The organism is Micromonospora haikouensis (genome assembly GCF_900091595.1).
In the GTDB taxonomy this organism is placed as follows: domain Bacteria; phylum Actinomycetota; class Actinomycetes; order Mycobacteriales; family Micromonosporaceae; genus Micromonospora; species Micromonospora haikouensis.
The window spans coordinates 79846-103145 of the sequence record NZ_FMCW01000030.1; the positions used below are offsets into that span (position 1 = coordinate 79846).

At 75.2% G+C, this 23300-nt stretch carries 10 protein-coding genes and 2 rRNA genes; 6 read left to right on the forward strand and 6 right to left on the reverse strand.

What is annotated here, in order from left to right; translation table 11 throughout:
- Positions 1-3: 3 nt before the first annotated feature.
- The gene (locus GA0070558_RS26360; protein ID WP_091284538.1) at positions 4-5457 is read right to left on the reverse strand and encodes an ATP-binding protein; all 5454 of its coding nucleotides are present in this window, start codon (positions 5455-5457) and stop codon (positions 4-6) included.
- 160 nt (positions 5458-5617) lie between these two features.
- Positions 5618-8455, reverse strand: a complete 2838-nt coding sequence (locus tag GA0070558_RS26365) for a condensation domain-containing protein (protein WP_091284540.1) — start codon at positions 8453-8455, stop codon at positions 5618-5620.
- 144 nt (positions 8456-8599) lie between these two features.
- On the opposite strand from GA0070558_RS26365, the gene GA0070558_RS26370 reads away from it, so the two are divergent.
- Genes GA0070558_RS26370 through GA0070558_RS26385 form a run of 4 tightly spaced genes read left to right on the forward strand, consistent with a single transcriptional unit; the run spans position 8600 to position 19125 of the window.
- Entirely contained in the window at positions 8600-14251 is a 5652-nt protein-coding gene (locus tag GA0070558_RS26370; protein WP_218107107.1) for a non-ribosomal peptide synthetase/MFS transporter, read from the forward strand.
- Positions 14248-15753, forward strand: coding sequence for a class I adenylate-forming enzyme family protein (locus tag GA0070558_RS26375; RefSeq protein WP_091284542.1), 1506 nt, complete (start codon positions 14248-14250; stop codon positions 15751-15753). Before GA0070558_RS26370 ends, GA0070558_RS26375 begins: the two co-directional genes overlap by 4 nt.
- Before the next feature lie 19 nt (positions 15754-15772).
- Positions 15773-18883 carry a non-ribosomal peptide synthetase gene (locus GA0070558_RS26380; protein ID WP_091284544.1) on the forward strand — a complete coding sequence of 1037 codons (3111 nt, stop codon included), beginning with the start codon at positions 15773-15775 and terminating at the stop codon, positions 18881-18883.
- On the forward strand, positions 18883-19125 hold the full coding sequence (locus GA0070558_RS26385) for an acyl carrier protein (protein ID WP_077940401.1): 243 nt from the start codon (positions 18883-18885) through the stop codon (positions 19123-19125). Before GA0070558_RS26380 ends, GA0070558_RS26385 begins: the two co-directional genes overlap by 1 nt.
- Positions 19126-19181: 56 nt before the next feature.
- Here GA0070558_RS26385 and GA0070558_RS26390 read toward each other — a convergent pair whose 3' ends face one another.
- Positions 19182-19583, reverse strand: coding sequence for a hypothetical protein (locus GA0070558_RS26390; RefSeq protein WP_077940402.1), 402 nt, complete (start codon positions 19581-19583; stop codon positions 19182-19184).
- Positions 19584-19668: 85 nt separating this feature from the next.
- On the opposite strand from GA0070558_RS26390, the gene GA0070558_RS26395 reads away from it, so the two are divergent.
- Both GA0070558_RS26395 and GA0070558_RS26400 read left to right on the forward strand, forming a co-directional pair.
- Complete coding sequence (locus GA0070558_RS26395) at positions 19669-20289, forward strand: L-threonylcarbamoyladenylate synthase (RefSeq protein ID WP_043969213.1); 621 nt, start codon at positions 19669-19671, stop codon at positions 20287-20289.
- Positions 20290-20393: 104 nt separating this feature from the next.
- Positions 20394-21812, forward strand: a complete 1419-nt coding sequence (locus tag GA0070558_RS26400; RefSeq protein ID WP_091284546.1) for a WD40 repeat domain-containing protein — start codon at positions 20394-20396, stop codon at positions 21810-21812.
- A gap of 9 nt (positions 21813-21821) precedes the next feature.
- Here the strand turns inward: GA0070558_RS26400 and GA0070558_RS26405 are convergent, their stop codons facing one another.
- The 3 genes from GA0070558_RS26405 to GA0070558_RS26415 all read right to left on the reverse strand — a co-directional run.
- Positions 21822-22637 (reverse strand): neocarzinostatin apoprotein domain-containing protein, encoded by an 816-nt coding sequence (locus GA0070558_RS26405; protein WP_091284548.1) that lies wholly within the window; start codon positions 22635-22637, stop codon positions 21822-21824.
- Between the two features lie 292 nt (positions 22638-22929).
- Positions 22930-23046 (reverse strand): 5S ribosomal RNA (gene rrf, locus GA0070558_RS26410).
- An 88-nt stretch (positions 23047-23134) separates the two neighbouring features.
- Positions 23135-23300: ribosomal RNA gene (locus GA0070558_RS26415) — 23S ribosomal RNA — on the reverse strand; the annotation flags it as partial.

A 23300-nucleotide genomic window follows, 5' to 3' on the forward strand; every position in this document is an offset into this window, starting at 1 on the left:
TGCTCAGCGCAGGCCGGACTCGATGGCCTCGATGATCCGGGGCCGCAGCTCGGCCGCGCGGATGACGGCGTCGACGGAGCCGACCTCGACCGCGCGCTGGATGTTGTGCACCCGGTCGAACTCGGCGGCGACCTCGCCCAGCTTCTCCGCCCGCACCGACGAGCGCAGCTCGTCCAGCTCGGCGGTCAGGGCGGCCCGCTCGGTGCCGGAGGCCGCCGCGACGCGGGCCTCCAGGTCCCGCACCCGCGGGTCGGCGGCGGTGCGGGCGTTGACGTCGCCGGAGAAGACCACTGCCGCGGCGGGCGCGCCGCCGAGCACCGACGCGAACGAGCCCTCCAGCGCCAGCACGGTCATGTTCGGGTTCAGCGCCTTGGAGAAGACGACGAACGCGCCGCCGTGGTAGCGGGAGATCACGCAGAACACGATCGGCCCGCGGAAGTTGACGATCGCCCGGCCGATCTCCGCGCCGTACTCCAGCTGGAGCTTGCGCATCGACTCCGGCGAGCCGTCGAAGCCGGACAGGTTCGCCAGCACCACGAGGGGCCGGTTGCCGCTGGCCGCGTTGATCGCCCGCGCGGCCTTCTTCGACGAGCGCGGGAACAGCGTGCCCGCCGTGTAGGTGTCCGGGCCGTCGGTGGGCGGGAAGCCGCGCCGGGGCACCGACCGCGACTCGATGCCGAGCAGGCACACCGGCATGCCGCCCAGGTGCACGTCCTGCACCACCGCGGTCTCCGCGTCGGCCATCCCCGCCCAGCGCTCCAGCACCGGGTGGTCCTGGTCGGACAGGGCCCGCATGACGCTGCGGATGTCGAACGGCTTCTTGCGGTCGGGGTTGGCCTGGGCGGAGAAGATCTCGCCGACCGTGGCGAAGTCGCTGCCCGCCATGACGTGCGGGAAGTCCGAGACGTCACGGTCGGCCGGGTCGGTCGTGGTCGCCCGGCGCGGCCCGGACTCGCCGGGGGCGACGTACGTGTGGTCGTAGTGCGCCATCAGCACGTCCCGCGCGGCGGTCAGGTTCGGCGCCCAGTACTGCGCCTGCCCGTTCGGGCCCATCACCCGGTCGTAGCCGCCGATGCCGAAGTTGTCCTCCGCAGAGACGCCGCCGGAGAAGTCGAGCGACTGCTTGCCGGTGAGCACCATCGCCGAGTCCGGCGTCATCACCAGGACGCCCTTGGTGTGCATGAGCATCGTCGCCTCGGCGTTCCAGTACGGCTGCGCGCCGACGTTGATGCCCGCGACCACGATGTTGATCTCGCCGCCGTCCTGGGTGAACTCGACGATCCGCTTGAGCGCCGCGGCCACCCAGTCCATGTTCTCCGTGCCGGACTCCATGGAGATCCGCGCGCCGGAGGACAGCGCGTACCACTCCAGCGGGACGCGCATCGACTCGGCCAGGTCCAGCGCGGCGATCACCCGCCGGCACTCCGGCTCCGACAGCGCGCCGAGCGACTTCGTCGGGTCGCCGAGCAGCACGACCCGGGTGACACCCTCCGGGTAGCGCGTCGTGCGGGTGGTGACCACGCCCGCGACGAGCGCCGCGCGGTTGCGGCCCCGGGGCCGGTCGACCGGCACCAGCGCGTGCCGCTCGTCGAGGTCGTGCTCGACGAACTCGCCGAGCAGGCCGGTCAGCTCGTACGGGTAGACCGTGTTGCGGCTGGCCGCCCGCAGCACCTTCTGCCGGTAGTCGTCGAGCGGCTCGACCGGCTCGTCCGACGGCTCGCCGACGGTCAGCTCGGCGGCGCCGGTGGCGTCGAAGGAGACCCGCACGGCGATCTTGGTCAGCTCGCCGGTGTCCCGGTCGCGCTGCCGCGCGATGAACAGGATCTCCTCCAGCCCGGCGCCGGCGGTCGTCGGCAGCACCCGCCCGGCGATCATCTCCAGCTCGGCGCGGGTGATGTCGCTCGGCGGCCAGACGTAGACCACGATCCGGTTGGTGTTGACGCGCCTGCTCGACGGCCGCCGCGACTGCGCGCGCCGGATCGAGTCCAGGCAGGTGGCGACGGTGTCCTCGGCCGTCGGCAGCGACACCAGTCGGCCGTCGTGCTCGCGCAGCTCGGTCAGGTCACGCACCTGCGCGAACGCGACGAGGCGCTCGTCGGACGGGTTCTCCCGCGCCACGCACCGGAAGAGGTAGACCTCCTCGTCGGAGGACGGCAGCCGGGTGAGGTCGAACTTGCGCAGCCGCTCCAGCTGCATCCGCTGGGCGATGTACGGGTGCAGGAAGCGGACCAGCCGCTCCTCGGCCATCCCGGTGGTCGACGGGCGGAACGTGAAGTGGTGGTGCATCACCGCGCCGCTGCGGCCGGCGACGGTGGCGGTGATCCGACGGACCTGGGCGGGCAGCGGGTAGGCACCGATGACCTCGTGCAGCGCCGCCGCCATCGCGTCGGAGTCCTCCGGCTGCCGTTCCCAGGCGAGGTAGACGTCGGCGTCGACGGCCTCCTCGCCGCCGGCCAGCTCCGCCAGCCCGCGCAGCGCGTCGCCCAGCGCCTCGAACCGCACCGCGGCGGAGACCACCCGCGAGTCGGCCCGGTCGGCGACCACGAACGTGCAGCCGGCGACGGAGCTGGTGCGTACGCCGGTGAGACCCTTGTTGCCGTAGTAGCGGCGGGTCAGCACCTCCAGCATCACCGCGTTGTCGAGGTGGTCGCGGACCAGCCGCTGGCCGAGCAGCCGCACCAGCGGCTCGGTGCTGCGGACCATCTCGGCGACGCGCTCGGCGCGGTCCGGCGCGTCGGGGTGGGCGTCGAGGTGACGCAGGTGCCGGCGCACGGCGGCGTAGACGCGGGCGCGGTTGCGGCGCAGCAGCGGCTGGCCCAGCCAGGCGAAGACCACCCCGCGCGCGAGGTCGGCGACGACGGGGAAGCGGACCTGCGTGGCGGCCACCAGCCGCTCCAGCGCGAGGCCGGCGGGCTCGCGCAGCACGTCGTCCGGCGGGGGCTCGCGCAGCCACTCGCGCAGCAGCGTCGCGACGACCGTGGCGTCGGCGGCGGCGCGCTGCTGGGCGAGGAAGATCCGGAACACGGCGGCCTCGAGGGCGGGCGTGCGCTCCAGCTCGGTGACGCCGTAGTGCCCGAGGGCCTTGGCGAGCTTGGCCTGGAACGTCTCCGGCAGGCCGGCGCGCTCGACGTCGAGGCACTGCAGATAGGTGTGGAAGTACTCGCGGGCGCTGAAGACGTGGCCGTCGCCGTCCTCGCCGGCCGGCCGGTTGCGGCTGAGCTCGGCGAGGTCGGCGAACACGTCGACGAGCCCGAACTCCTCGGCCAGCGGCCGGTAGCCCTCCTCGGCGGCGGCCCGGCGCGCGACCAGGTAGTCGTCGAGCACCCGGCGGTCGTCGTGCGGGTCGACGTCGAAGCCCAGCAGCAGGCTGCGCAGGTCCTCCTGGCCGCGCGTGGCGCGCTCGCGCGCCGGGATGGTCGCGGCGGCGGCGGGCAGGTCCAGCTCGACGGCCGGACCGGACGAGGTGTCCTCGGCGGCGTCGTCGTCGGCGAGGGGCTCCAGCCGCAGCAGCGGCGCGCCGGTCTCCACCTGGCTGCCGACGGACACGGCGCACTCCTTGAGCCGCGCCCGGAACGGCGCGCGCAGCACCGTCTCCATCTTCATGCTCTCCAGCACGAGCACCGGCGCGCCCGCCTCGACCTCCGCGCCGACCTCCAGCGGCGTGGCGACGACCAGCGCGGGGGCGGGCGAGCGGACGACGCCGCCCTCGTCGCGGCTGACCCGGTGGGTCACCCCGTCGACCTCGACCAGGTGCACCGGCCCGTGGGTGCCGGTGAGCAGGCGGTAGCGCGTGCCGTTGACGGCGATCTGCCCGGTGTGCCGGTCGAAGCGGTCGAGCTCGACGTCGGCGGTGCGCACGCCGTCGCCGGCCTCGATGCCGACGCGGAACCGGTGCGCGCCGACGCGGGCCACCCGGACCCGGTAGCCGACGCCGCGCAGCTTCAGGTCCAACGGCCGGCCGCTGGCGTGCTGCACCTGCGGGCGCCCGCCGAACGCCGTCGACAGCAGCCGCTGCCGCTCGGCGCGCTCCTCCTCCTCGTACGCCTCGATGGCGGCGGCGGCCAGCGCGACGGCGGAGTGCCGGTGCGTCACGAGCCGGCCCTCGCCCCGGACGCGGTCGATCCAGCCGGTGTCGGCGCTGGCGTCGATCACCTCGGGCTGGTCGAGCAGGTCGAGCACGAAGCTCTTGTTCGTCGCGCCGCCCTCGATGATCACGGTGGTCTCCGCCATGGCGCGGCGCAGCCGGCCGAGCGCCTCGTGGCGGTCGCGGCCGTACGCGATGATCTTGGCGATCATGGAGTCGAAGTCGGCGGGGATGGTGTCGCCCGCGCTGACCCCGGTGTCGACCCGGATGCCGGGCCCGGCGGGCAGGTCGAGCCGGGCGATGCGGCCCGGGGAGGGGGCGAAGTCGCGGTCCGGGTCCTCGGCGTTGAGCCGGGCCTCGATGGCGTGCCCGCGCTCGACCGGCGGCGCGCCGTCGAGCCGGCCGCCGGAGGCCACGTGCAGCTGCGCCTTGACCAGGTCGAACCCGCAGGTCACCTCGGTGATCGGGTGCTCGACCTGCAGCCGGGTGTTGACCTCCAGGAACGCGAAGAGCCGGTCGCCGGGGTGGTAGAGGAACTCGACGGTGGCGGCGCCCCGGTAGCCGACCGCGACGGCGAGGCGCTCGGCCGACGCCTTGAGCTCGGCGGCCTGCTCGGGGCTGAGCACCGGCGAGGCCGACTCCTCGATGACCTTCTGGTTGCGCCGCTGCACGGAACAGTCGCGCACGCCCAGCGCCCACGCGGTGGCGCCGTCGGCGATCACCTGCACCTCGACGTGCCGGGCGCCGGTGACGAGGCGCTCCAGGAACACGACGCCGCTGCCGAACGCGCGCGCCGCCTCCTGGCTGGTGCGCTCGTAGGCGTCGGCCAGCTCGGCGGAGCTGGTGACCACCCGGATGCCGCGCCCGCCGCCGCCCGCCGTGGCCTTGAGCATCAGCGGGTAGCCGATCCGCTCCGCGGCGGCCAGGGCGTCGTCGAGGGTCTCGACCGCGCCCCGGCTCCACGGCGCGACCGGCACGCCGACCTCCTCGGCGATCAGCTTCGCGCCGATCTTGTCGCCGAGCTTGCGCATGGCGTCCGCGCTCGGCCCGACGAAGGTGACGCCGACCCGCTCGCACAGCTCCGCGAACGCCGGGTCCTCCGCGACGAAGCCCCAGCCGACCCACGCGGCGTCGGCCCCGGTCTCCACCAGGGCACGCTCCAGGGTCTTCAGGTCGAGGTACGGCCGCGCCGAGGCGGGGCCCAGGTCGTACGACAGGTCGGCCTCGCGGACGAAGGTGGCCGCGCGGTCGACGTCGGTGTGCAGGGCGACGGTCTCGATCCGTGTCCCGGTCTCGGCGGCCAGGTCCCGGACGGCGTGGATGAGCCGCATCGCGGCCTCTCCACGGTTGACGATGGCGACACGACTGAACACCGACCCAGCCCTCCTGTAGACCGACGACGGGCGCACGCGACACTGCGACCCCGGCAGTGTTCACCCTTCCGTCTACGGGGCGGCTGCGCCATGTCGCAGACAGCGCAGGCTGCGCGGCCGACGTTGTAGGAAACCACCAAAGACCGTTGGCCGCACACGCCTAACCAGGGCACTCGCCGGGCAGGGCAGGCGGCGACCACGGCCACGGGACGGCCCGGAAGGCCGCCTCGACGAGCAGGGCCTCCACGGCGCGCAGGAACGCCTCGGCCCGCTGCGGCGGCAGATAGCGGGTGTCCACGGTCACGGACAGCTCGACCGCGCCGGGGGCGTCGAGGACCTGGAGGCGACAGCGCCAGCTGAACGCCTCCAGCTCCTCCACCCAGCGGAACGCGCTGCGCTCCGCCGCCGCCCGCAGGGTCGCCTCGTCGCAGCCGGCGGGGTCGACGCCGGCGTCGTGCGGCAGCCGGATGTCGTTGAGGTAGCAGAACGGGGCCAGGGCGGTGTGGTAGTCGAGGCCCCGCGCGGCGAACGCGCGTTCCAGCTCCCGGGGGTCGTAGTAGGCGTGCCGGTAGGCGTCCAGCGACGCCGTGCCGGCCCGGGTGAGCAGCTCGGCGAAGGCGGGCCGGTCGGCCAGGTCGATCCGGCAGAGCCCGATCTGGTTGAGCTTGCTGATCGCCCCGTCGTACTCGGGCTGGAAGCGGTTGTTGACCATCGTGAACACGCCGCAGACGTCGCCGCCGCCGTCGGCGGCGAGCACGGCGGCCGTGGCCGCGAGCAGGACCGTGGCGTCGCTGACCCCGTGCCGGGCGGCGACGATCCGCGCCGCGTGGCGCACGGCCGGCGAGACCAGCGATCCCCGGCGGTAGCGGGGGGTCAGGCCCGGGCCGACCGGGTCGAACAGGCCCACGGTGAGGTCGGGGAAGTGCCGCGTCCAGTACGCCACCGCCCGGTCGCCCCGGCGGCGTTCGCCGTCGCCCTCCCGCTCGGCGACGTCGAGCGACTGCGGGCCCGCCGGGGTGGGCACGGACCCCCGCAGCACGAGCATCCGCAGGTCGCGCAGCACCGTCTCGGCGGCGTGGAAGTCCACCGTGGAGTGGCTGAAGACCAGCACGACCTGGCGTACCCGGTCGTCCACGGTGACCACCGCGGCCCGCATCGGCCACTCGGCGGCGTGGTCGAAGCGGGGGTCGCCCAGCCGCGCGGCCAGCGCCGAGGCGGCGGCCCGGCCGTCCGGATCCACCGCGGCCGACGCCACCGGGTGCACCAGCACGGGCAGCCGACCCGCGCCAGTGGCCGACTGGTACAGCTCGCCGTCGACCGAGCGGACCCGGGTGCGCAGCGACTCGTGCCGCCGCACCAGCGCCGCGACGGCCCGCACGGCCCGCGCCACGTCGACGTCGGCGCGCCGGGACACGGCCAGCGTGCGGCGCAGGTTGAGCACGCTGTGGCGCGGCGACTCGAACACCTCGACGGCCCGCCACATCGCCCGCTGGCCCCAGGTGAGCGGGCCGGTCGCGTCCCGGCCGCCGGTGAACTCCGCGTACGCCAGCTCCTCGTCGGCGGCGGCCGGGAGCACGGCGGGCGGCGGCACCGGCGGGGGCGCCGCCGGGGCGGGCGACGGCCAGGGCACCTCGGCGAACGCGGCCTCCACCAGCAACTCCTCCAACTCGCGCAGGAACACCTCGACCGTGTCGAGGGCGACGTGCCGGGTGTCGGCGCTCAGGGTGAGCCCCACCCCGCCCGGGGTGTCGACCACGTGGGTCAACAGGTGCCAGGAGGACCGGCTCAGCCCGGCCGTCCAGGAGAAGTCGCTGCGCGCCGCGGCGGCCCGCAGCTCGCCCCGGGTCGCCTCCGGCGCGGCGGCCGGGCCGCCGACGGGCAGCCGGACGTCGTTGAAATAGTAGTGGGGCAGGAATGCCGAGTCGTAGTCGCGGCCGCTCGCGGCGAAAGCCGCGCGCAGCGCGGCCGGATCGTAATAGGCGTGCCGCAGGCCGTTCAGCGACGCCTGCCACACGCGGGAGAGCACCTCCGCAAATGCCGGCCGGCCGGTCAGGTCGAGCACGCAGAATCCGATCTGGCCGAGGTTGGCCACGGCATTCGCGTAGCCGGCCGGGAACCGATTGTGCGCCATCGGGAAAGCGCCGCAGACCTCCCGGCCGGACCGGGCGGCGGCCAGGGCGCCCACCCCGGCCAGCAGCACCGCCGAGGTGCTGACCCGGTGCCGGGCGGCGATCATCCGGGACGCCACGTCGACGGCCGAGGAGACGAACACGCCCCGGCGCAGCCGGGGGGTCAGGCCGGGGCCGCCGTCGGGCAGCGGTGCGGCCGGCAGCCGGTCGAACTCCCGCAGCCAGTACGCCACCGTCCGCGCGGAGCGCCGCACGTCGGCGGTGTGCTGGAGCCGTGCCACGTCCGCCGACTGGGGGCCGGGCGGGGTGTCGAGGCGACCGCGCAGCAGGAGCAGCCGCAGGTCCCGCAGCACCACCTCGGCGGCGTGGGCGTCCACCGTCGAGTGGCTGAACACCAGCACGACCTGGCGTACCCGGTCGTCCACGGTGACCACGGCGGCCCGCACCGGCCACTCGGCGGCGTGGTCGAACGCGACGTCGGCGAGCCGGTCGGCGGCGGCCCGGGCGGCGGCCGCGCCGTCGTCCACGCCGGGCACGACCAGCACCGGCAGGTGGCCGGTCGCGGCCTCCTGCTGGCGCGGCTCGCCGTCGACCACGCGGACCCGGGTGCGCAGCGAGGCGTGCCGGCCCACCAGCGCGCCGAGCGCCCGGACGGCGCGGTCGGGATCCGCACCGGCCCGCGCCGAGACCGGCACGACGCGGCGTAGGCTGAGGAAACGGTGGTGGGAGCCGTACCGGGCGTCCGCCCGCCACGTCACCTGCTGCGCCCAGGTCAGCGGGGCGGGCGGGGAGCCGACGCCACGGAACGGCGCGTGCAGCAGGGTCTCGGACGCCCACTCGGCGGGCACGACGGCATCGGCGAATCGCATTCCCGACCGTACGACGGGCGGTAGGGCGCGCCGGGTCGGTCGATCGGATTTTCCACAGTGGACCGATCAGACGACGCGATGCTCTGTTTGCAGCATGCAGACTACGTGCTCCTGACCGACCCTGGCGTGTGAGAAGGCTTCCGCGTGACCAATGTTGACGTACCGACGCGGGCCACATACACCCCGCCGAAAACGACGTTCCACCGTTCTGCGGAGAAACCGTCGCTGTCATTCGGCCAGGAGCGGATCTGGTTCACCGAACAGCTGACCCCCGGCACCGCCGCGTACCTCGTGTGGTCGACGACCCGGCTGCGCGGCCCCCTGACGGTCGAGCTGCTGCGCGCGGCCCTCGACGGCGCCGCCGCCCGGCACGACAGCCTGCGCATGCGGTTCACCGAGAACGCCGACGGCGAACCCGTCGTGGAGGTGCTGCCCGAGGTGCGGGTGCCGGTCACCGTCACCGACGCGCCGTCGCTGGCCGATGCCCGCGAGCAGGTGGCCGCCGCCCTGCGCACCCCGTTCGACCTCGACGCCGCTCCCCTGCTGCGGGCGCTGGTGATCCGCCTCGCCGACGACGACCACGTCCTGCACCTGGCCATGCACCACATCGTCAGCGACGGCTGGTCGCTGGACCTGCTGCTGGGCGAGGTGGCGGCCGGCTACGCCGCACTGCGCGACGGCGCTCCGCCGCCGGCGGCCCCCGGCACGGGGTACGTCGACTACGCCGCCTGGCAGCGCGACCGCCTCGACGGGCCGGCGAGCGGGGACGGGTTCGCGTACTGGACCGGTGCGCTGGCCGGGGTGCCCCCGCTGGAGCTGCCCACCGACCGGCCCCGACCGGCCGTCCAGTCGTACGCGGGCGGCACCCACCGGTTCACCGTCGACGCCGACCTGACCGACGCGCTGCGCCGGTTGAGCCGCGCGCACCGGGCCACCCTCTACATGACGCTGCTCACCGGCCTGCAGGCGGTGCTGTTCCGCTACAGCGGCCAGCGGGACTTCGCCATCGGCTCCCCGGTGGCCGGGCGGGTGGTGCCGGAGCTGGAGAACCTGATCGGCCTGTTCGTCAACACCCTGGCGCTGCGCGCCGACCTCTCCCCGGCGGCGGGCCCGCCCGCCGCCGGGGCGGGCGCGGGTTCCCCGGCCGGCGACGCTCCCGCCGAGCCGAGCTTCGCCGCCCTGCTGCGGCGCACCCGGGGCACCGTCGTCCGCGCCCTGGCCCACCAGGAGATCCCCTTCGAGCGGCTGGTCCGGGAGCTGAACGTGCCCCGCGACGTCAGCCGCGCCCCGGTGTTCCAGGTGCTGTTCACGCTGCAGAACTACGCCCGCAGCGGCAGCCGGTGGCCGCAGGGGCTGAGCAGCGAGAGCCTCGGCGCGGACGCCGCCACGGCCCGGTTCGACCTGTCGCTGTACGTCAGCGAGACCGCCGACGGGCTGCGCGGCATGTTCGTCTACAACAGCGACCTGTTCGACGCCGAGACGGTCGCCCGGCTGGCCGCGAGCCTCGACGCCCTGCTGCGCGCGGCGGTCGCCCGCCCGGACCTGCCCGTGGTCGACCTGGACCTGCTCGGCGACGCGGGGCGCGACCGGGTGCTGGCGCTGGCCCGGCCTGGGGGCGACGACCCGGAACCCGGCGGCGACCCGGCGCCCGGCGGCGGGCCCGGGGTCACCGGCGCGGCGGCCACCCTGGCCGACCTGGTCGCCCCGCACGCCGCCGCGACCCCCGACGCGCCGGCCGTGGTGTGCGGCGCCGACGCGATCACCTACCGGGAGCTGGACCGGCGCGCCAACCGGCTGGCGCACTGGCTACGCGGGCGCGGGGTCGGCCCCGACGTCCTGGTCGGGGTGCTGCTGGAGCAGTCGGTGGAGCTGGCCGTGACGCTGCTGGGGGTGCTGCGGGCCGGCGGGGCGTACCTGCCGCTGGACCCGGAGCAGCCGCCGGCCCGGCTGGGCCTGATGCTCGCCGACGCCCGGCCCGCCGTGGTGCTGACCAGCGCCGGGCTGCGCGACCGGCTGCCGGTGGAGCCGACCGCGCCGCCCAGGGCCCACCCGGACGCCGCGGGTTGCGCGGTGGCCTGCCTGGCCGAGATAGCCGCCGAGGTCACCGCCCGGCCCGACACGCCCCCGGAGGCCGGAGCCGGCGGCGACGACCTGGCGTACGTCATCTACACCTCCGGGTCCACCGGCGTCCCGAAGGGCGTGGCCGTCGCACACCGGCAGGTGCTGCGCTACCTCGACGGGGTGGCCGACCGGTTCGCCGTCGTCCCGGCCGCCCGGTACGCGCTGCTGCAGTCGATGTCGTTCGACTTCGCCGTCACCGTCTTCTACCTGGCGCTGGCCACCGGCGGGACGGTGCACCTGGTGCCGCGCCGCTGCACCGGCGCCGAACTGGCCGAGCAGCTGCGCGCGCACCGCATCGACTACCTGAAGATCACCCCGTCGCACCTGGCGGCGCTAGCCGCCGACGCCGGGCCCGGCGACCTGCTGCCCGCCCGCGCGCTGATCCTCGGCGGCGAGGCGTCCGACCTGGAGCGGATCGCCCCGCTCGCCACCGCCGGCACGGCCCGGGTGTTCAACCACTACGGCCCCACCGAGGCCACGGTCGGCGTCGCCACCTACGAGGTGACCGCCGACGGGCCCGCCACCGGCCCGGTGCCGACCGGCCGGCCGCTGCCCCACGCCCGGGTGTACCTGCTCGACGAGCGGATGCGGCCGGTGCCGGTGGGGGTGCCCGGCGAGCTGTACCTGGGCGGGGAGCGGCTGGCGCGCGGCTACCTCCACCGGCCCGGCCTGACCGCCGAGCGGTTCGTGCCCGACCCGTACGGGCCGCCGGGGGCCCGCCTGTACCGCACCGGTGACCTGGGCCGGTGGCGTGCCGACGGGCAGCTGATGTTCCTGGGCCGCCGCGACCACCAGGTGAAGATCCGCGGCTACCGGGTGGAACTCGGCGAGGTCGATGCCGCGCTGCGCGACTGCCCCGGCGTGCACCAGGCGGCGGTGCTGCTGCGCGACGATCGCCTCGTCGCCTACCTGGAGCCGACGCCCGACGCGCAGGCCCTGGAGCCGGCGCGGCTGCGCCGCGCCCTGGCCGACCGGCTGCCCGAGCACATGGTGCCCGGCCGGTGGGTGGTGTTGGACCGGCTGCCGTTGCAGGAGCACGGCAAGGTGGACCGGCGGGCGCTGCCCGCGCCGAGCGACGAGGTCCCCGCCGGCGAGCGGGTGCCGCCGGCCGGGCCGGTGGAGACGCTGGTCGCCGCGATCTGGCAGGCCGTGCTGGGGGTGGCCGAGGTCGGCGCGACCGACGACTTCTTCGACCTCGGCGGGCACTCGCTGCTGGCCACGCAGGTGGTGGCCCGGCTGCGCCGGGAGCTGCCCGCCGTGGCCGGCGGCGCGACGGGCACGGTCAGCGTGATGGACCTGTTCCGGCACCGGACCGTCCGCGAGCTGGCCGCCCTGGCCGCCGGGGGCGACACCGGGCCGGCGGGGCTGCTGCACGAGCTGACCCCGCCGGTGGCCGCCGCCGACCGCGTGGCCACGCTCGTCTGCGTCCCGTACGGCGGCGGCAGCGCCGTGGTCTACCAGCCGCTGGCCGACGCGCTGCCCGCCGGCTACCGGCTGCTGTCGGTGGCCATGCCGGGCCACGACATCGGCCTCGCCGACGACCCTGCGCCGATCGACCAGGTCGCCGCCGGGGTCGCCGAGGAGATCCTGGCCCGGGTGTCGGGCCCGCTGATCCTGTACGGGCACTGCGGCCCCGGCGGCGCCCTCGCCGTGGAGGTGGCCCGGCTGTTGGAGGCGCGGGGGCGCGACCTCGACGCCGTCTACCTCGGCGCGGTGTTCCCGTTCGGCCGTCCCGCCGGTGGGCTGCTCGGTCCGCTGCTGCGGCTGCGGCTGGCCGAGCGGATCCGCAGCGACCGGATCTACCGCACCTGGTTGCAGGCGCAGGGCACCTCGGTCGGCTCGCTCGCCCCCGACGAGGTGGCGTTCCTGATCCGGGCGATGCGCCACGACGCCCGGGTCTCCGAGGAGTACTTCACCGAGCTGATGCATCGGCGGGTCACCCCGCTGCGCGCCCCGCTGATCTCGGTGGTCGGCGAGCGGGACCGCAGCACCGACTACCACGCCGAGCGGTTCCGGGAGTGGCACTTCCTCAGCGACCGCACCGCCCTCGCCGTGGTCGACGAGGCCGGGCACTACTTCCTGAAGTACCGGGCCGCCGAGCTGGCGGAGATCGTCACGACCGTGCACCGGCGGCTCGACGCGCCGGCCCCGCCAGCGCCCCCGGCCACCCCCGTGGTCGCGAGCGAGCCCGCGTGGCAGTTGGCCGGGATCTCCCGCCAGCCCGCCGGCCCGCCCGGGGCACCGCAGCCGTCGGGGCCGACGGCCGGCGCGGACGGCGCCCCGGAGCCGAGCATGCGCCGGTTCGGTCTGGTCGCCGCCGGTCAGGTGGTCTCCGGCATGGGCACCGCGCTGACCAACTTCGCGATCCCCCTGTGGATCTACCTGGAGACCGGGTCGCTGGCCCGGTTCGCCCTGTTCGCCGTGCTCGGCCTGCTGCCGGGGCTGCTGGTCGCGCCGCTGGCCGGGGCCGTGATCGACCGGACCAGCCGGCGGCGGGTACTGCTGGCCGCCGGCCTCGCCGCCGGGGGCGCGAACGCGGTGCTGGCCGCCCTGGTGCTGACCGACCGGGCGCAGGTGTGGCACTTCTACCCGCTGGTCGCCTGGCTGTCGGTGGCGCTGGCGTTCCAACGCCTCGCGTTCGTCTCGGCGGTGCCGCAGCTGGTGCCCAAACGCTTCCTCGGTCACGCCAACGGCGTCACCCAGACGGCGATGGGGCTGACCCAGTTCACCGTCCCGCTGGTCGCGGTGGCCCTGCTCGACGCGGTCGGGCTGCGCGGCATCCTGCTCATCGACGTGGCGTCGTACGTGTTCGCGGTCGGGGTGCTGGGGCTCGTCAGGTTCCCCCGCACCCTGGCCCTGCAACGCCGCGAGGGCATCGGCGAGGAGATGGTCGCCGGCCTGCGGTACGCGCTGCGCCGCCGCGAGTTCCGGGCCATGCTGACGTTCTTCGCCGCCCTGAACCTGTTCCTGTTCCCGGCGCTGTACCTGCTCTCCCCGCTGGTGCTCGGCTTCGCCGACCTGGACCAGGTGGCGCGGATCGCGCTGACCGGCGGCGTCGGCGCGGCCGTCGGCGGCCTGGTGATGCTCCTCTGGGGCGGCCCGAGCCACCGCCGGATGCGGGCCGTGCTGCTGGGCACCCTCGGCATCGCGGCGGCCGCCGTGCTGACCGGGCTGCGGCCGGACCCGCTGGTGGTCGGCGCGGGCGCGTTCGGCATGTACCTGGCGCTCGGCGTCGTCAACGGCGTCTACAACACGATCATCCAGACGAAGGTGCCGCCGCGCTTCCACGGCCGGGTGTTCGCGCTCAACCAGATGATCGCCTGGTCGACGATGCCGCTGGGGTGGGGGCTCGTCGCCCCGTTCGCGGCGCGGGTCGCCGAGCCGCTGCTGCTGCCCGGCGGCGCGCTCGCCGGCACGGTCGGCGCGGTCATCGGCGTCGGCCCCGGCCGGGGCCACGGCCTGCTGTACGTCGTCTTCGGGGTGTGCATCGCGCTGACCGCCCTCGTCGCGCTGGCCACGCCGGTGCTGGCCCGGTTCGACGACGAGGTGCCCGACGCGCCGCCGGACGACCTGGTCGGCATCGCCGAACGCGAGGCTCGCGCCGCCGGGCACCCGGCCCGCGCCGCCGCCTACACGGGGCAGGCCCAGGACACCACCCCGGGCGGGCCACGGTGACGGCGGCGACGGCCGCCCCGCCGGCCGCCCGGACCGTCCCGGAGCTGCTGGCCTGGCGCACCGCCCTGCACCCCGACCGGGTCGCCGTCGAGGTGGCCGGGGTGCGGGCGCTGACCTTCGCCGACTGGTCGGCCGGTGCGGCGGCCGTCGCCGCCGGCCTGCACGGCCGGGGGGTGCGCCCCGGCGACCGGGTCGGGCTGGTGTTCGGCGCCCGCGACTGGACCGGCTTCGCGGTGGCGTACTGCGGGGTGCTGCGGGCCGGTGCGGTCGCGGTGCCGTTGTCGGACCGGCTCGCCGCCGGCCAGCTCGGCCACGCGTTGACCCACTGCGGGGCCGCCGCCGTCGTGCACGGCGACGCCACGGCCGCCCCGCCCGCCCCCGCCGGGCTGCCGGTGTGGCGGGCCGCCGACCTGGCCGCCGGCCCCGCCGACGCGGCCGACCCCCCGCCGGTACGCCCCGGCGACCTCGCGCAGATCCTCTACACCTCCGGCACCACCGGCCGCCCGAAGGGCGTCGCCGCCAGCCACGCCAACCTGACCGCCGGCGCGCCGACCCACCCGCGCCGGCTGGCGCTGGCCCACTCGGAGCGGTTCCTGCACGCGTTCGCCATCGGCACCAACGCCGGGCAGACGATGCTGTTCAACGCGCTGACCGCGAAGGCCGGGGCGCTCACCCTGCCCGCGTTCACGCCGGTCCGGTTCGCCCGGCTGGTGCAGACCCCGGGCACGGGGACGCTGTTCGTCGTCCCGTCGATGGCCATCGAGCTGCTCGACTCGGGGGCGCTGCGCGGCCGGGACTGCTCCGGCGTACACCTGATCGGGTCGACCGCGGCGGCGCTGCCGCCGGCCGTGGCGGCCCGGCTCGCCGCGGCCTTTCCCGAGGCGACCATCGTCAACTACTACACCTCCACCGAGGCGGCCCCCGCCCAGACCACGATGATCTGGGATCCGGCGCGCCGGGACGCGGTGGGCCGCCCGGTCGGCGGGCAGCTGCGCGTCGCCGACGCCGACGGCAACCCGCTGCCGCCCGGCACCACCGGCGACGTGTGGCTGCGCGCGCCGTACCCCCGCGCCTACTACCGCGACGACGCCGCCAACCGGGCCACCTTCCGCGACGGGTGGGTGCGGATGGGCGACGTCGGGCGCATCGACGCCGACGGCTACCTCTACCTCGCCGACCGGCACCAGGACGTCATCAAGTCCGGCGCGTTCAAGGTCTCCAGCCTGGAGGTCGAGGCGGCGCTGCACGAGCACCCCCTCGTCGCCGAGGCGGCCGTCGTCGGCGTGCCGCACCCGGTGCTCGGCTCGGCCGTCGCCGCCGCCGTGGTGGCCCGGCCGCACGCCGACGCCGCCGGGCTGACCCTGCCGGCGCTGCGCGCCTTCCTCGCCGACCGGCTCGCCGACTACCAGCTTCCCGCCCGGCTGCTGCTGCTCGCCGAACTGCCCCGCAACGAGGGCGGCAAGGTGCTCAAGCGGCAGCTCACCGGCCTGTTCGACAACTGATCCACCCCGATAACGATCCATGGGAGAGCATGTGGGCACCGCCGAGGCGACATACGCGCAGCACGCCGTCTGGTTCACCGAGCAGGCCGGGGTCGCCGGCACGGCGTACCACATGGCGCTCGGCGTCCGGTTCGCCGCCGACCTGGACCGCCGGGCCCTGGTCGAGGCGTGCGCCGCCGTGGCCGACCGGCACCCCGTGCTCGGCGCCCGGGTCGTCACCGACGCCGACGGCACGCCGGGGCTGGCCCCCGCCGACGGACGGGCCTCGGTGACCTTCGGCGAGTGGACCGACGCCCGGGTCGCCGAGGAACTGGCCCGCCCGCACGACCTGCGGGTCGGCCCGCTGGCCCGGTTCACGCTGCTGACCGCCGCCGACGGCCGGCACCTGCTGCTGGTCTGCGTCCACCACCTCGCCTTCGACGGGATGTCGAAGGACGTGCTGGCCCGCGACCTGGCCGACGCGTACGCCGCCGCGCTCGCCGGGACGGCGGCGCAGGCCACGCCCCCCGCGGACGGGTACGCCGGGGACGCGGCGGCCGAGCGGGACCGCGTCGCCGTCGACCTACCGGCCGCCCGCGAGTTCTGGGCGCGGCACCGGCCCGACGCCGCCGACGTGGTCCTGCCGGGCCTGCGCCGGGTGCCCACCGGCGCGGAGCCGGGCGCCGTCGTGGCCGTGGCGCTGCCCGCCGACCTGGTCGACGGCGTGGGCCGGGTCGCCGGCAGCCTCGGGGTGACCCGGTTCGAGCTGGTGCTCGCCGCCGTGCACGCCCTGCTGCACCGCTACGGCAACCGGGGCGTGCCCGTCGGCGTCACGCTGTCCACCCGCACCCCGGGGCAGGCCGACCGGGTCGGGTTGTTCGTCAACGAGCTGCCCGTCACCGCCGACGACCCCGCCGCCGGCTCGTTCGCCGAGCATGCCCGCGCCGTGCGGGCCCGACTGCGCGAGGTGTACCGGTTCCGGCACGTGCCGCTGGCCCACGCCGTGTCGGGGCTGCGCCCCGCGCCCGCGCTCACGGCCGTGTCGGTCGGCTACCGCCGGCGCGGCGACGACCCCGCGTTCGCCGGGGTGGCCGCCGCCGTGGAGTGGACCCTGTTCGGCGGCGCGGCCCGCAACGCGCTGCACGTGCAGGTCGTGGACGGCCCCACCGGCGTCGACGTCGGCCTCCAGCACAGCCCGGCCGCCATCGACACCGACGCGGTCGAGCGCATCGGCGGCCACCTGCGCACGCTGCTCGCCGCCGTCGTGGCCGACCCGCAGCGGCCGGTCGCCGATCTGCCGGTGCTGCCCGCCGACGAGCGGGAGCGGGTCGTCCGGGTCGGCACCGGCCCCGCGCGGGCGTACCCCGACGTCACCGTGCCCGAGCTGTTCGCCGCCCGGGTCGCCGCCGCCCCGGACGCGGTGGCCGTCGTCGACGGCGACGTGCGGCTCGGCTACGCCCGGCTCGACGCCGCCGCCGGCCGGCTCGCGGCGCTGCTGCGCGGCCGGGGCGTCGGCCCGGGTTCGCTGGTCGCGGTGGCGCTGGACCGCTCCTGGCGGACGGTGGTGACGATGCTGGCGGTGCTGCGCTGCCGGGCGGCGTACCTGCCCGTCGACCCGGGCCATCCCCCGGCGCGGCAGCGGCTCGTGCTCGCCGACGCCGCCCCGACGCTGGTGGTCACCGCCGCCGCGCCGGACGCCGGCCCTGACGCCGGGCCGCCGGTGCTCGCCCTCGACGAGATCGACCTGCTCGCCGGCGGGCACACCGACGTCGACGCCGACGCCCCGACGACGGGCGACCTCGCGTACGTGCTCTACACCTCCGGCTCGACCGGGCGGCCCAAGGGCGTGGCGGTCGGCCACGGCGCGCTGACCAACCTGCTGCTGGGCCTGCGGGACCTGCTGGACGCCGGGCCCGCGCACCGCTGGCTGCACCTGACCTCGCCGTCGTTCGACATCTCCGCCGTGGAGGTGTTCCTGCCGCTGGTCACCGGCGGCCGGGTGGTCGTCGCCTCGGGGGTCAGCGCCCTCGACGGCGCGGCCGTGCTGCGGCTGGTCCGCGACGCCGGGGTGACCCATGCCCAGGCCACCCCGTCGGGCTGGCGGGTGCTGCTGGCGGCGGGCCTCGGCGCGGCCGAAACCGCCGACGCGGCGGGTGCGGCCGGGTCGCTGGTGGCGGTCGCCGGCGGGGAGGCCCTGCCGGTCGCCCTCGCCCGCGAGCTGCGGGCCCGCACCGCCCGGCTCGTCAACGGGTACGGCCCGACCGAGGCGACCGTCTACGCCACCGTCGAGGACGTCCCCGCCGACCCGGACACGGTGACCATCGGTCGGCCGCTGCCGAACGTACGGGCGTACGTGCTGGACGCCGCGCTGCGGCCGGTGCCCGTCGGGGTGCCCGGCGAGCTGTACCTGGCCGGGGCGGGGCTCGCCGTCGGCTACCGGGAGCGCGACGACCTGACCGCCGAACGGTTCGTGCCGGACCCGTTCGGCGCGGCCGACGGGCGGCTGTACCGCACCGGGGACCGCTGCCGGTGGCTGCCGGACGGCCGCCTCGACTTCCTCGGCCGCGCCGACGACCAGGTGAAGGTCCGGGGGCACCGGCTCGAACTGGGCGAGGTCACCGCCCGCCTGCTGGAGCACCCGGGGGTGGCCGAGGCGACCGCGACGCTGCACGCCGACCCCGACGGCGAGGCCCGCCTCGTCGCGTACGCCGTGCCCCGCGCCGGCTCGGCCGTCGACGCCGCGGAGCTGCGGCGGCACCTGGCGCTCAGCCTCCCGGCGGCGGTCCTGCCCACCGACTGGGTGCTGCTGGACGGGCTGCCCGTCGGCCCCAACGGCAAGGTCGACCGCGCCGCGCTGCCCGCGCCGGCGCGCCGCGACGCCCCCGAGGAGGCGACGCCCCCCGCGCCGGAGACCGACGCCGACCCGGTGGTGCAGGCGCTGCGCGAGATCTGGCAGGACGTGTTGAAGATCCCCGACATCGGGCTGCACGAGGACCTGTTCGACCTGGGCGGGCACTCGCTGACCATCACCCGGATCAGCGGACGGATCCAGCAGCGGCTCGGCGTCGAGGTGCCACTCGACGCCTTCTTCGACACCCCCACGATCGCGGAGATCGCCGAGATCGTCCGACAGTCCCGAGAGGAACTCTGATGGGCACCACCGACCCGCGTACGCGGATCGCCGCACTGGTCAGCGAGGCCACCGGGGGCGAGGTGTCCGCCGTCGACGTGCTCGGCGGCGGCTCGCTGATGGCCCTCGGCGTGGACTCCCTCGGCCTGCTGCGCCTCGTCGACGCCCTCGAGCTGGAGTACGGCGTCGAGGTGGAGCTGACCGCGCCCGGCCAGCGGCTGGACACGGTCGACGACCTGGTGGCGATCGTCGCGCGGGGCTGACCGTCGGGTGGCGGTGGCGCCCCCCCGGGCCGCGGCACCGCCACCCCGGTCGGGCGTCACCGCAGCCGGCGACGCCCGCTCAACCACTCCCGCGCGGGCCGCGTGTTGAGCGACCAGAGCACCCAGGCGAGCAGCCCCAGCCCGACGATCGTGATCGCGCCGAAGAGGCCGAGCGAGGCCGCGGCGAACAGCCCGGACAGCGCGTACGCCGGGTAGGCCGCCCACGGCCGGCGGGCCGCCAGGGTGCCCGCCACCAGCGCGCAGGCCGCCGCCATGGTGGCGAAGAACACCGCGGCGCCGAGCGAGCCGTCCTCGACCAGCAGCCGGTGCACCGTCGCCAGGGCGAACAGCAGCGTCAGGACCGCGAAGACGAGCACGGTGACCCGCACGGGGCCGGGCATCGGCGGGGCACCCAGCAGGTCCCCGTATCCGCCCCCACGGAACGATCGAACGGCCATGGGACAACGATGACCGTCTACTTTTACGTCTCTTGAACACTGTCAGGAAGACGACAGGTCGGGGCGGGGGCCTAAGCTTCCCGCCATGGCGAAGTACCTCGACGTGCACCCGGACAACCCGCAGCCCCGCACCATCGGCCAGGTGGCCGACCTCATCCGCCGGGACGGGCTGATCGCCTACCCCACGGACTCCTGCTTCGCCCTGGGCTGCCGGCTCGGCAACAAGGACGGCATGGACCGGATCCGGGAGATCCGCCACCTCGACAGCGGCCACCACTTCACCCTGGTCTGCCGCGACTTCGCGCAGCTCGGCCAGTTCGTGCACCTCGGCAACGCCGTCTTCCGGGCCGTCAAGGCGGCCACCCCCGGCAGCTACACCTTCATCCTGCCCGCCACGAAGGAGGTGCCGCGCCGGCTGCTGCACCCGAAGAAGAAGACCGTCGGCGTCCGCATCCCCGCGCACACCGTCGCCCAGGCCCTGCTCACCGAGCTGGGCGAGCCGCTGCTGTCGAGCACCCTGCTGCTGCCCGGCGACGACGAGCCGATGACCCAGGGCTGGGAGATCAAGGAACGCCTCGACCACGCCATCGACGCGGTCGTCGACTCCGGCGACTGCGGCACCGAGCCCACCACCGTGGTGGACTTCTCCGACGGGGACCCCGAGATCGTGCGCGTCGGCGCGGGGGACCCGTCCCGCTTCGCCTAGCCCGGCCCCCCACCGGCGTGGCGTCCACTTGACACGATCGGACCCGCATTCGCTCGACATCATCGATCCCGGCCGCGCCGGGCCGGGCACCGCGAGGTCATCCGATGGTACGACTGCTCCTGACCGTCGTCGCGACGCTGCTCCTGCTGGTCGTGGTGCGGTGGTCACAACCGGACGCCCTGCGGGTCGACGGGTTCTGGTCGCTGGCGGCGGTCGCGCTCGTGACGGCGGCCGGGGCGGCCCTGACCCTGCGGCTGTCCCGGGTGCTGTTCACGCGGCTGGCACCGTGGGTGCGCGGGGTGCTCTCCACCGCCGTCGCGTTCGCCCTGGTGGCCTCGTTCACCGGCGACTTCGGTCCCGTCGTCATCGTGGGCGCGGTGCTGCTGGCGCTGTCGCTGCTGTTCTCGTTGCTGCGGGGCGGCACGCTCCGCGCGGAGCCGTTCCCGCCGGACATGCTCGCCGTGGGCCGCCTCGCGGGGCGGTTCGCGGTACCCGCGCTCTGGTATCTCGCCGCCGTCGCCGTGGTGCCGGGGGTGCAGTCGGCGCAGCGCTGGCCGGGCGCGCTGCTGGGCGGCATCGTCGCGGGCGGCACCCTCGTCACCGGCGCCGTGCTGGCGTTCACCCGGCCCTGGCACGCCGCCGTGACGCCGGTGACGGTGGACGGCGCCGTCAGGGCCGCGTACGGCGGGCTCGGGCACCTCGTCGGGATCGGTGACCCGCACACCGGCGCGGACCTGCGGGTGATGGGCTCCTCCGGCGTGCTCCTCGACCTCGCGGGCTTCCTGCCGGACCCGACACCCGACGCGGTGCGTCGACAGGCCGGCCGGCTCACCCCCGGCCTGGTGCGGGCGCTCTGCGCGGTCGAGACGCCGCAGCGCACGCTGCTCGCCTCCGGCGGCGGCGAGCGAGGGGTCCGGATCTGGGACCCCGAGGCCGGCCGGCAGGTCAGGACGATCGGGCACGGAGTGCGAGCGGGCGTCCAGGCGCTGTGCACCGTCGCCCGCGACGACGGGGGCAGGGCCCTCCTTGCCGCCGCGTACACCGACGGCGGGATCCGGGTGTGGGACCCGGTCCACGGACGGCCGATCCTCCAGATCGCCGCCCACTCCAGCAGCGTCAACGCCCTCTGCACCGGCACCGTGGACGGCGCGGGCTGGCTCGCCTCGGCCGCCAACGACGGCACCGTGTGCCTGTGGGACCTCGTCACCGGCAAGGCGCTCGGTTCCTTCGACGACAGCTCACCCCGGTACGCGCTCTGCCCGGTGGAGTTGGACGGGGAGGTCCTGGTCGCGGCGGCCGGCGACGGCGTGGGGATCTCGCTGATCGATCCGGCGACGAGGACGCGCCGGGGTTCCCTGGGCGCGGGGCCCGTGCTGCAGATGCTGCTGAACCCGAGGCCGACGGGCTGGATCCGGTCCATGTGCCAGGTCGGCAGCGCCGACGACGCGTTCCTGATGTTCGCCGGGTACGACCGCGCAGTCGGCCAGATCCGCCTCCGCCCGGCGCTACAGGCCCTGGCCTGACCTTCGACGCTAGGCGACCGGGGCGAAGCCGAGGTAGGCGCTGTGTGGGCCGGACCAGCCGGAGCCGAACGAGCCGTCGGGCTTTCCCTGCGCGTCGTACACCACCACGTGCAGCTCGCACGTCGTCATGAAGTCATCCGGCGCGCAGTTGGGCCAGTACTGGACGTTCACGGATGCCGTGAACGTGTCGTCCTCGGTGAGCGGCACCGTGGCCAGCGGTGTGTCGCCATAGCAGCCGCTGTCCTGGATGATGTCGTAGCACGCGGTCTGAATGATGGTCACGTGCCGGCTGGGTGAGCCCTTCGCGGTGCCGGTGACCTCCACCAGTTGCCCGTCGACCAGGCCACTGTGCGGGGTCGCGGTGATCGTGGCCGGGTCGCCGGTGAACTCCAGGGGCGCGGTGGCGACCGACTGCCAATCATCGTCGACGACCCATTCGACGAAGAATCGGCAGATGTCCGCGCGGCAGTAGACCGGCTCGTCGTCGCCGTAGGGGCGGCTGCGGTAGACCCTGGTGCTGGCGCTCACCTGCGCGGAGATCCGCCCCAGCCGGCTGGTGGTCGTCGTGTGCACGACCGCGCAGCCGAGGCGGCTGCCGTCGTAGTCGTAGGTTTCCTTGTCGCACTGGACGATGGAGACCTCGGTCCTCTTGGGCAGGCCGGTCGCCGTGACCCTGACGACCGACGAGGCCGACAACCCGGTCGACGGGCGCGCCGTGACCGACGGCGCGCGGTCGAGCTGGGCCGACGCCGCAGGGGCGGACGGGCTCACGGCCACCACGCCCACCGCCAGGACCACTGCGGACAACCATGACCGGAACCTCATGCGGCGCCCCTTCCACAACAAGCCGGCTATCGACACTCGTCGTTGCAGAATCGACCCTAGTCGAGGAGAGTCCCGGAGACGGGACCGGCCGCTGTCGGCTGTCAGACAGCGCCGCACCGCGGCTCGCCGCCCTGGACGCGACGCCCCGCCAGCACCTCCGGTGATCAAGAGGAAAGTGTCAGAGCAGATCTTCTGCCCGACGCTCTTCTCTTGATCACCGGAGGCTTTCGCAGCCGGGGCTGGACGCGTTTCAGGGCCACCCCGGTTAGGGGTGGCCCTGAAACGAAAGAATGTCCGGCGGCGTCCTACTCTCCCACACCCTCCCGAGTGCAGTACCATCGGCGCTGGAGGGCTTAGCTTCCGGGTTCGGAATGTAACCGGGCGTTTCCCCTCCGCCATGACCGCCGTAACTCTATGAACATATCAAACAACCCACAACCCCAACCGGGATGGGTGCCTGTTTGTTCAGAGTTGCACAGTGGACGCGTAGCAGCTTCGTAGTCAAGTCCTCGGCCTATTAGTACCGGTCAACTCAACCCGTTACCGAGCTTACATCTCCGGCCTATCAACCCAGTCGTCTAGCTGGGGGCCTTACCCCCACAAAGTAGGGTGGGATACCTCATCTTGAAGCAGGCTTCCCGCTTAGATGCTTTCAGCGGTTAT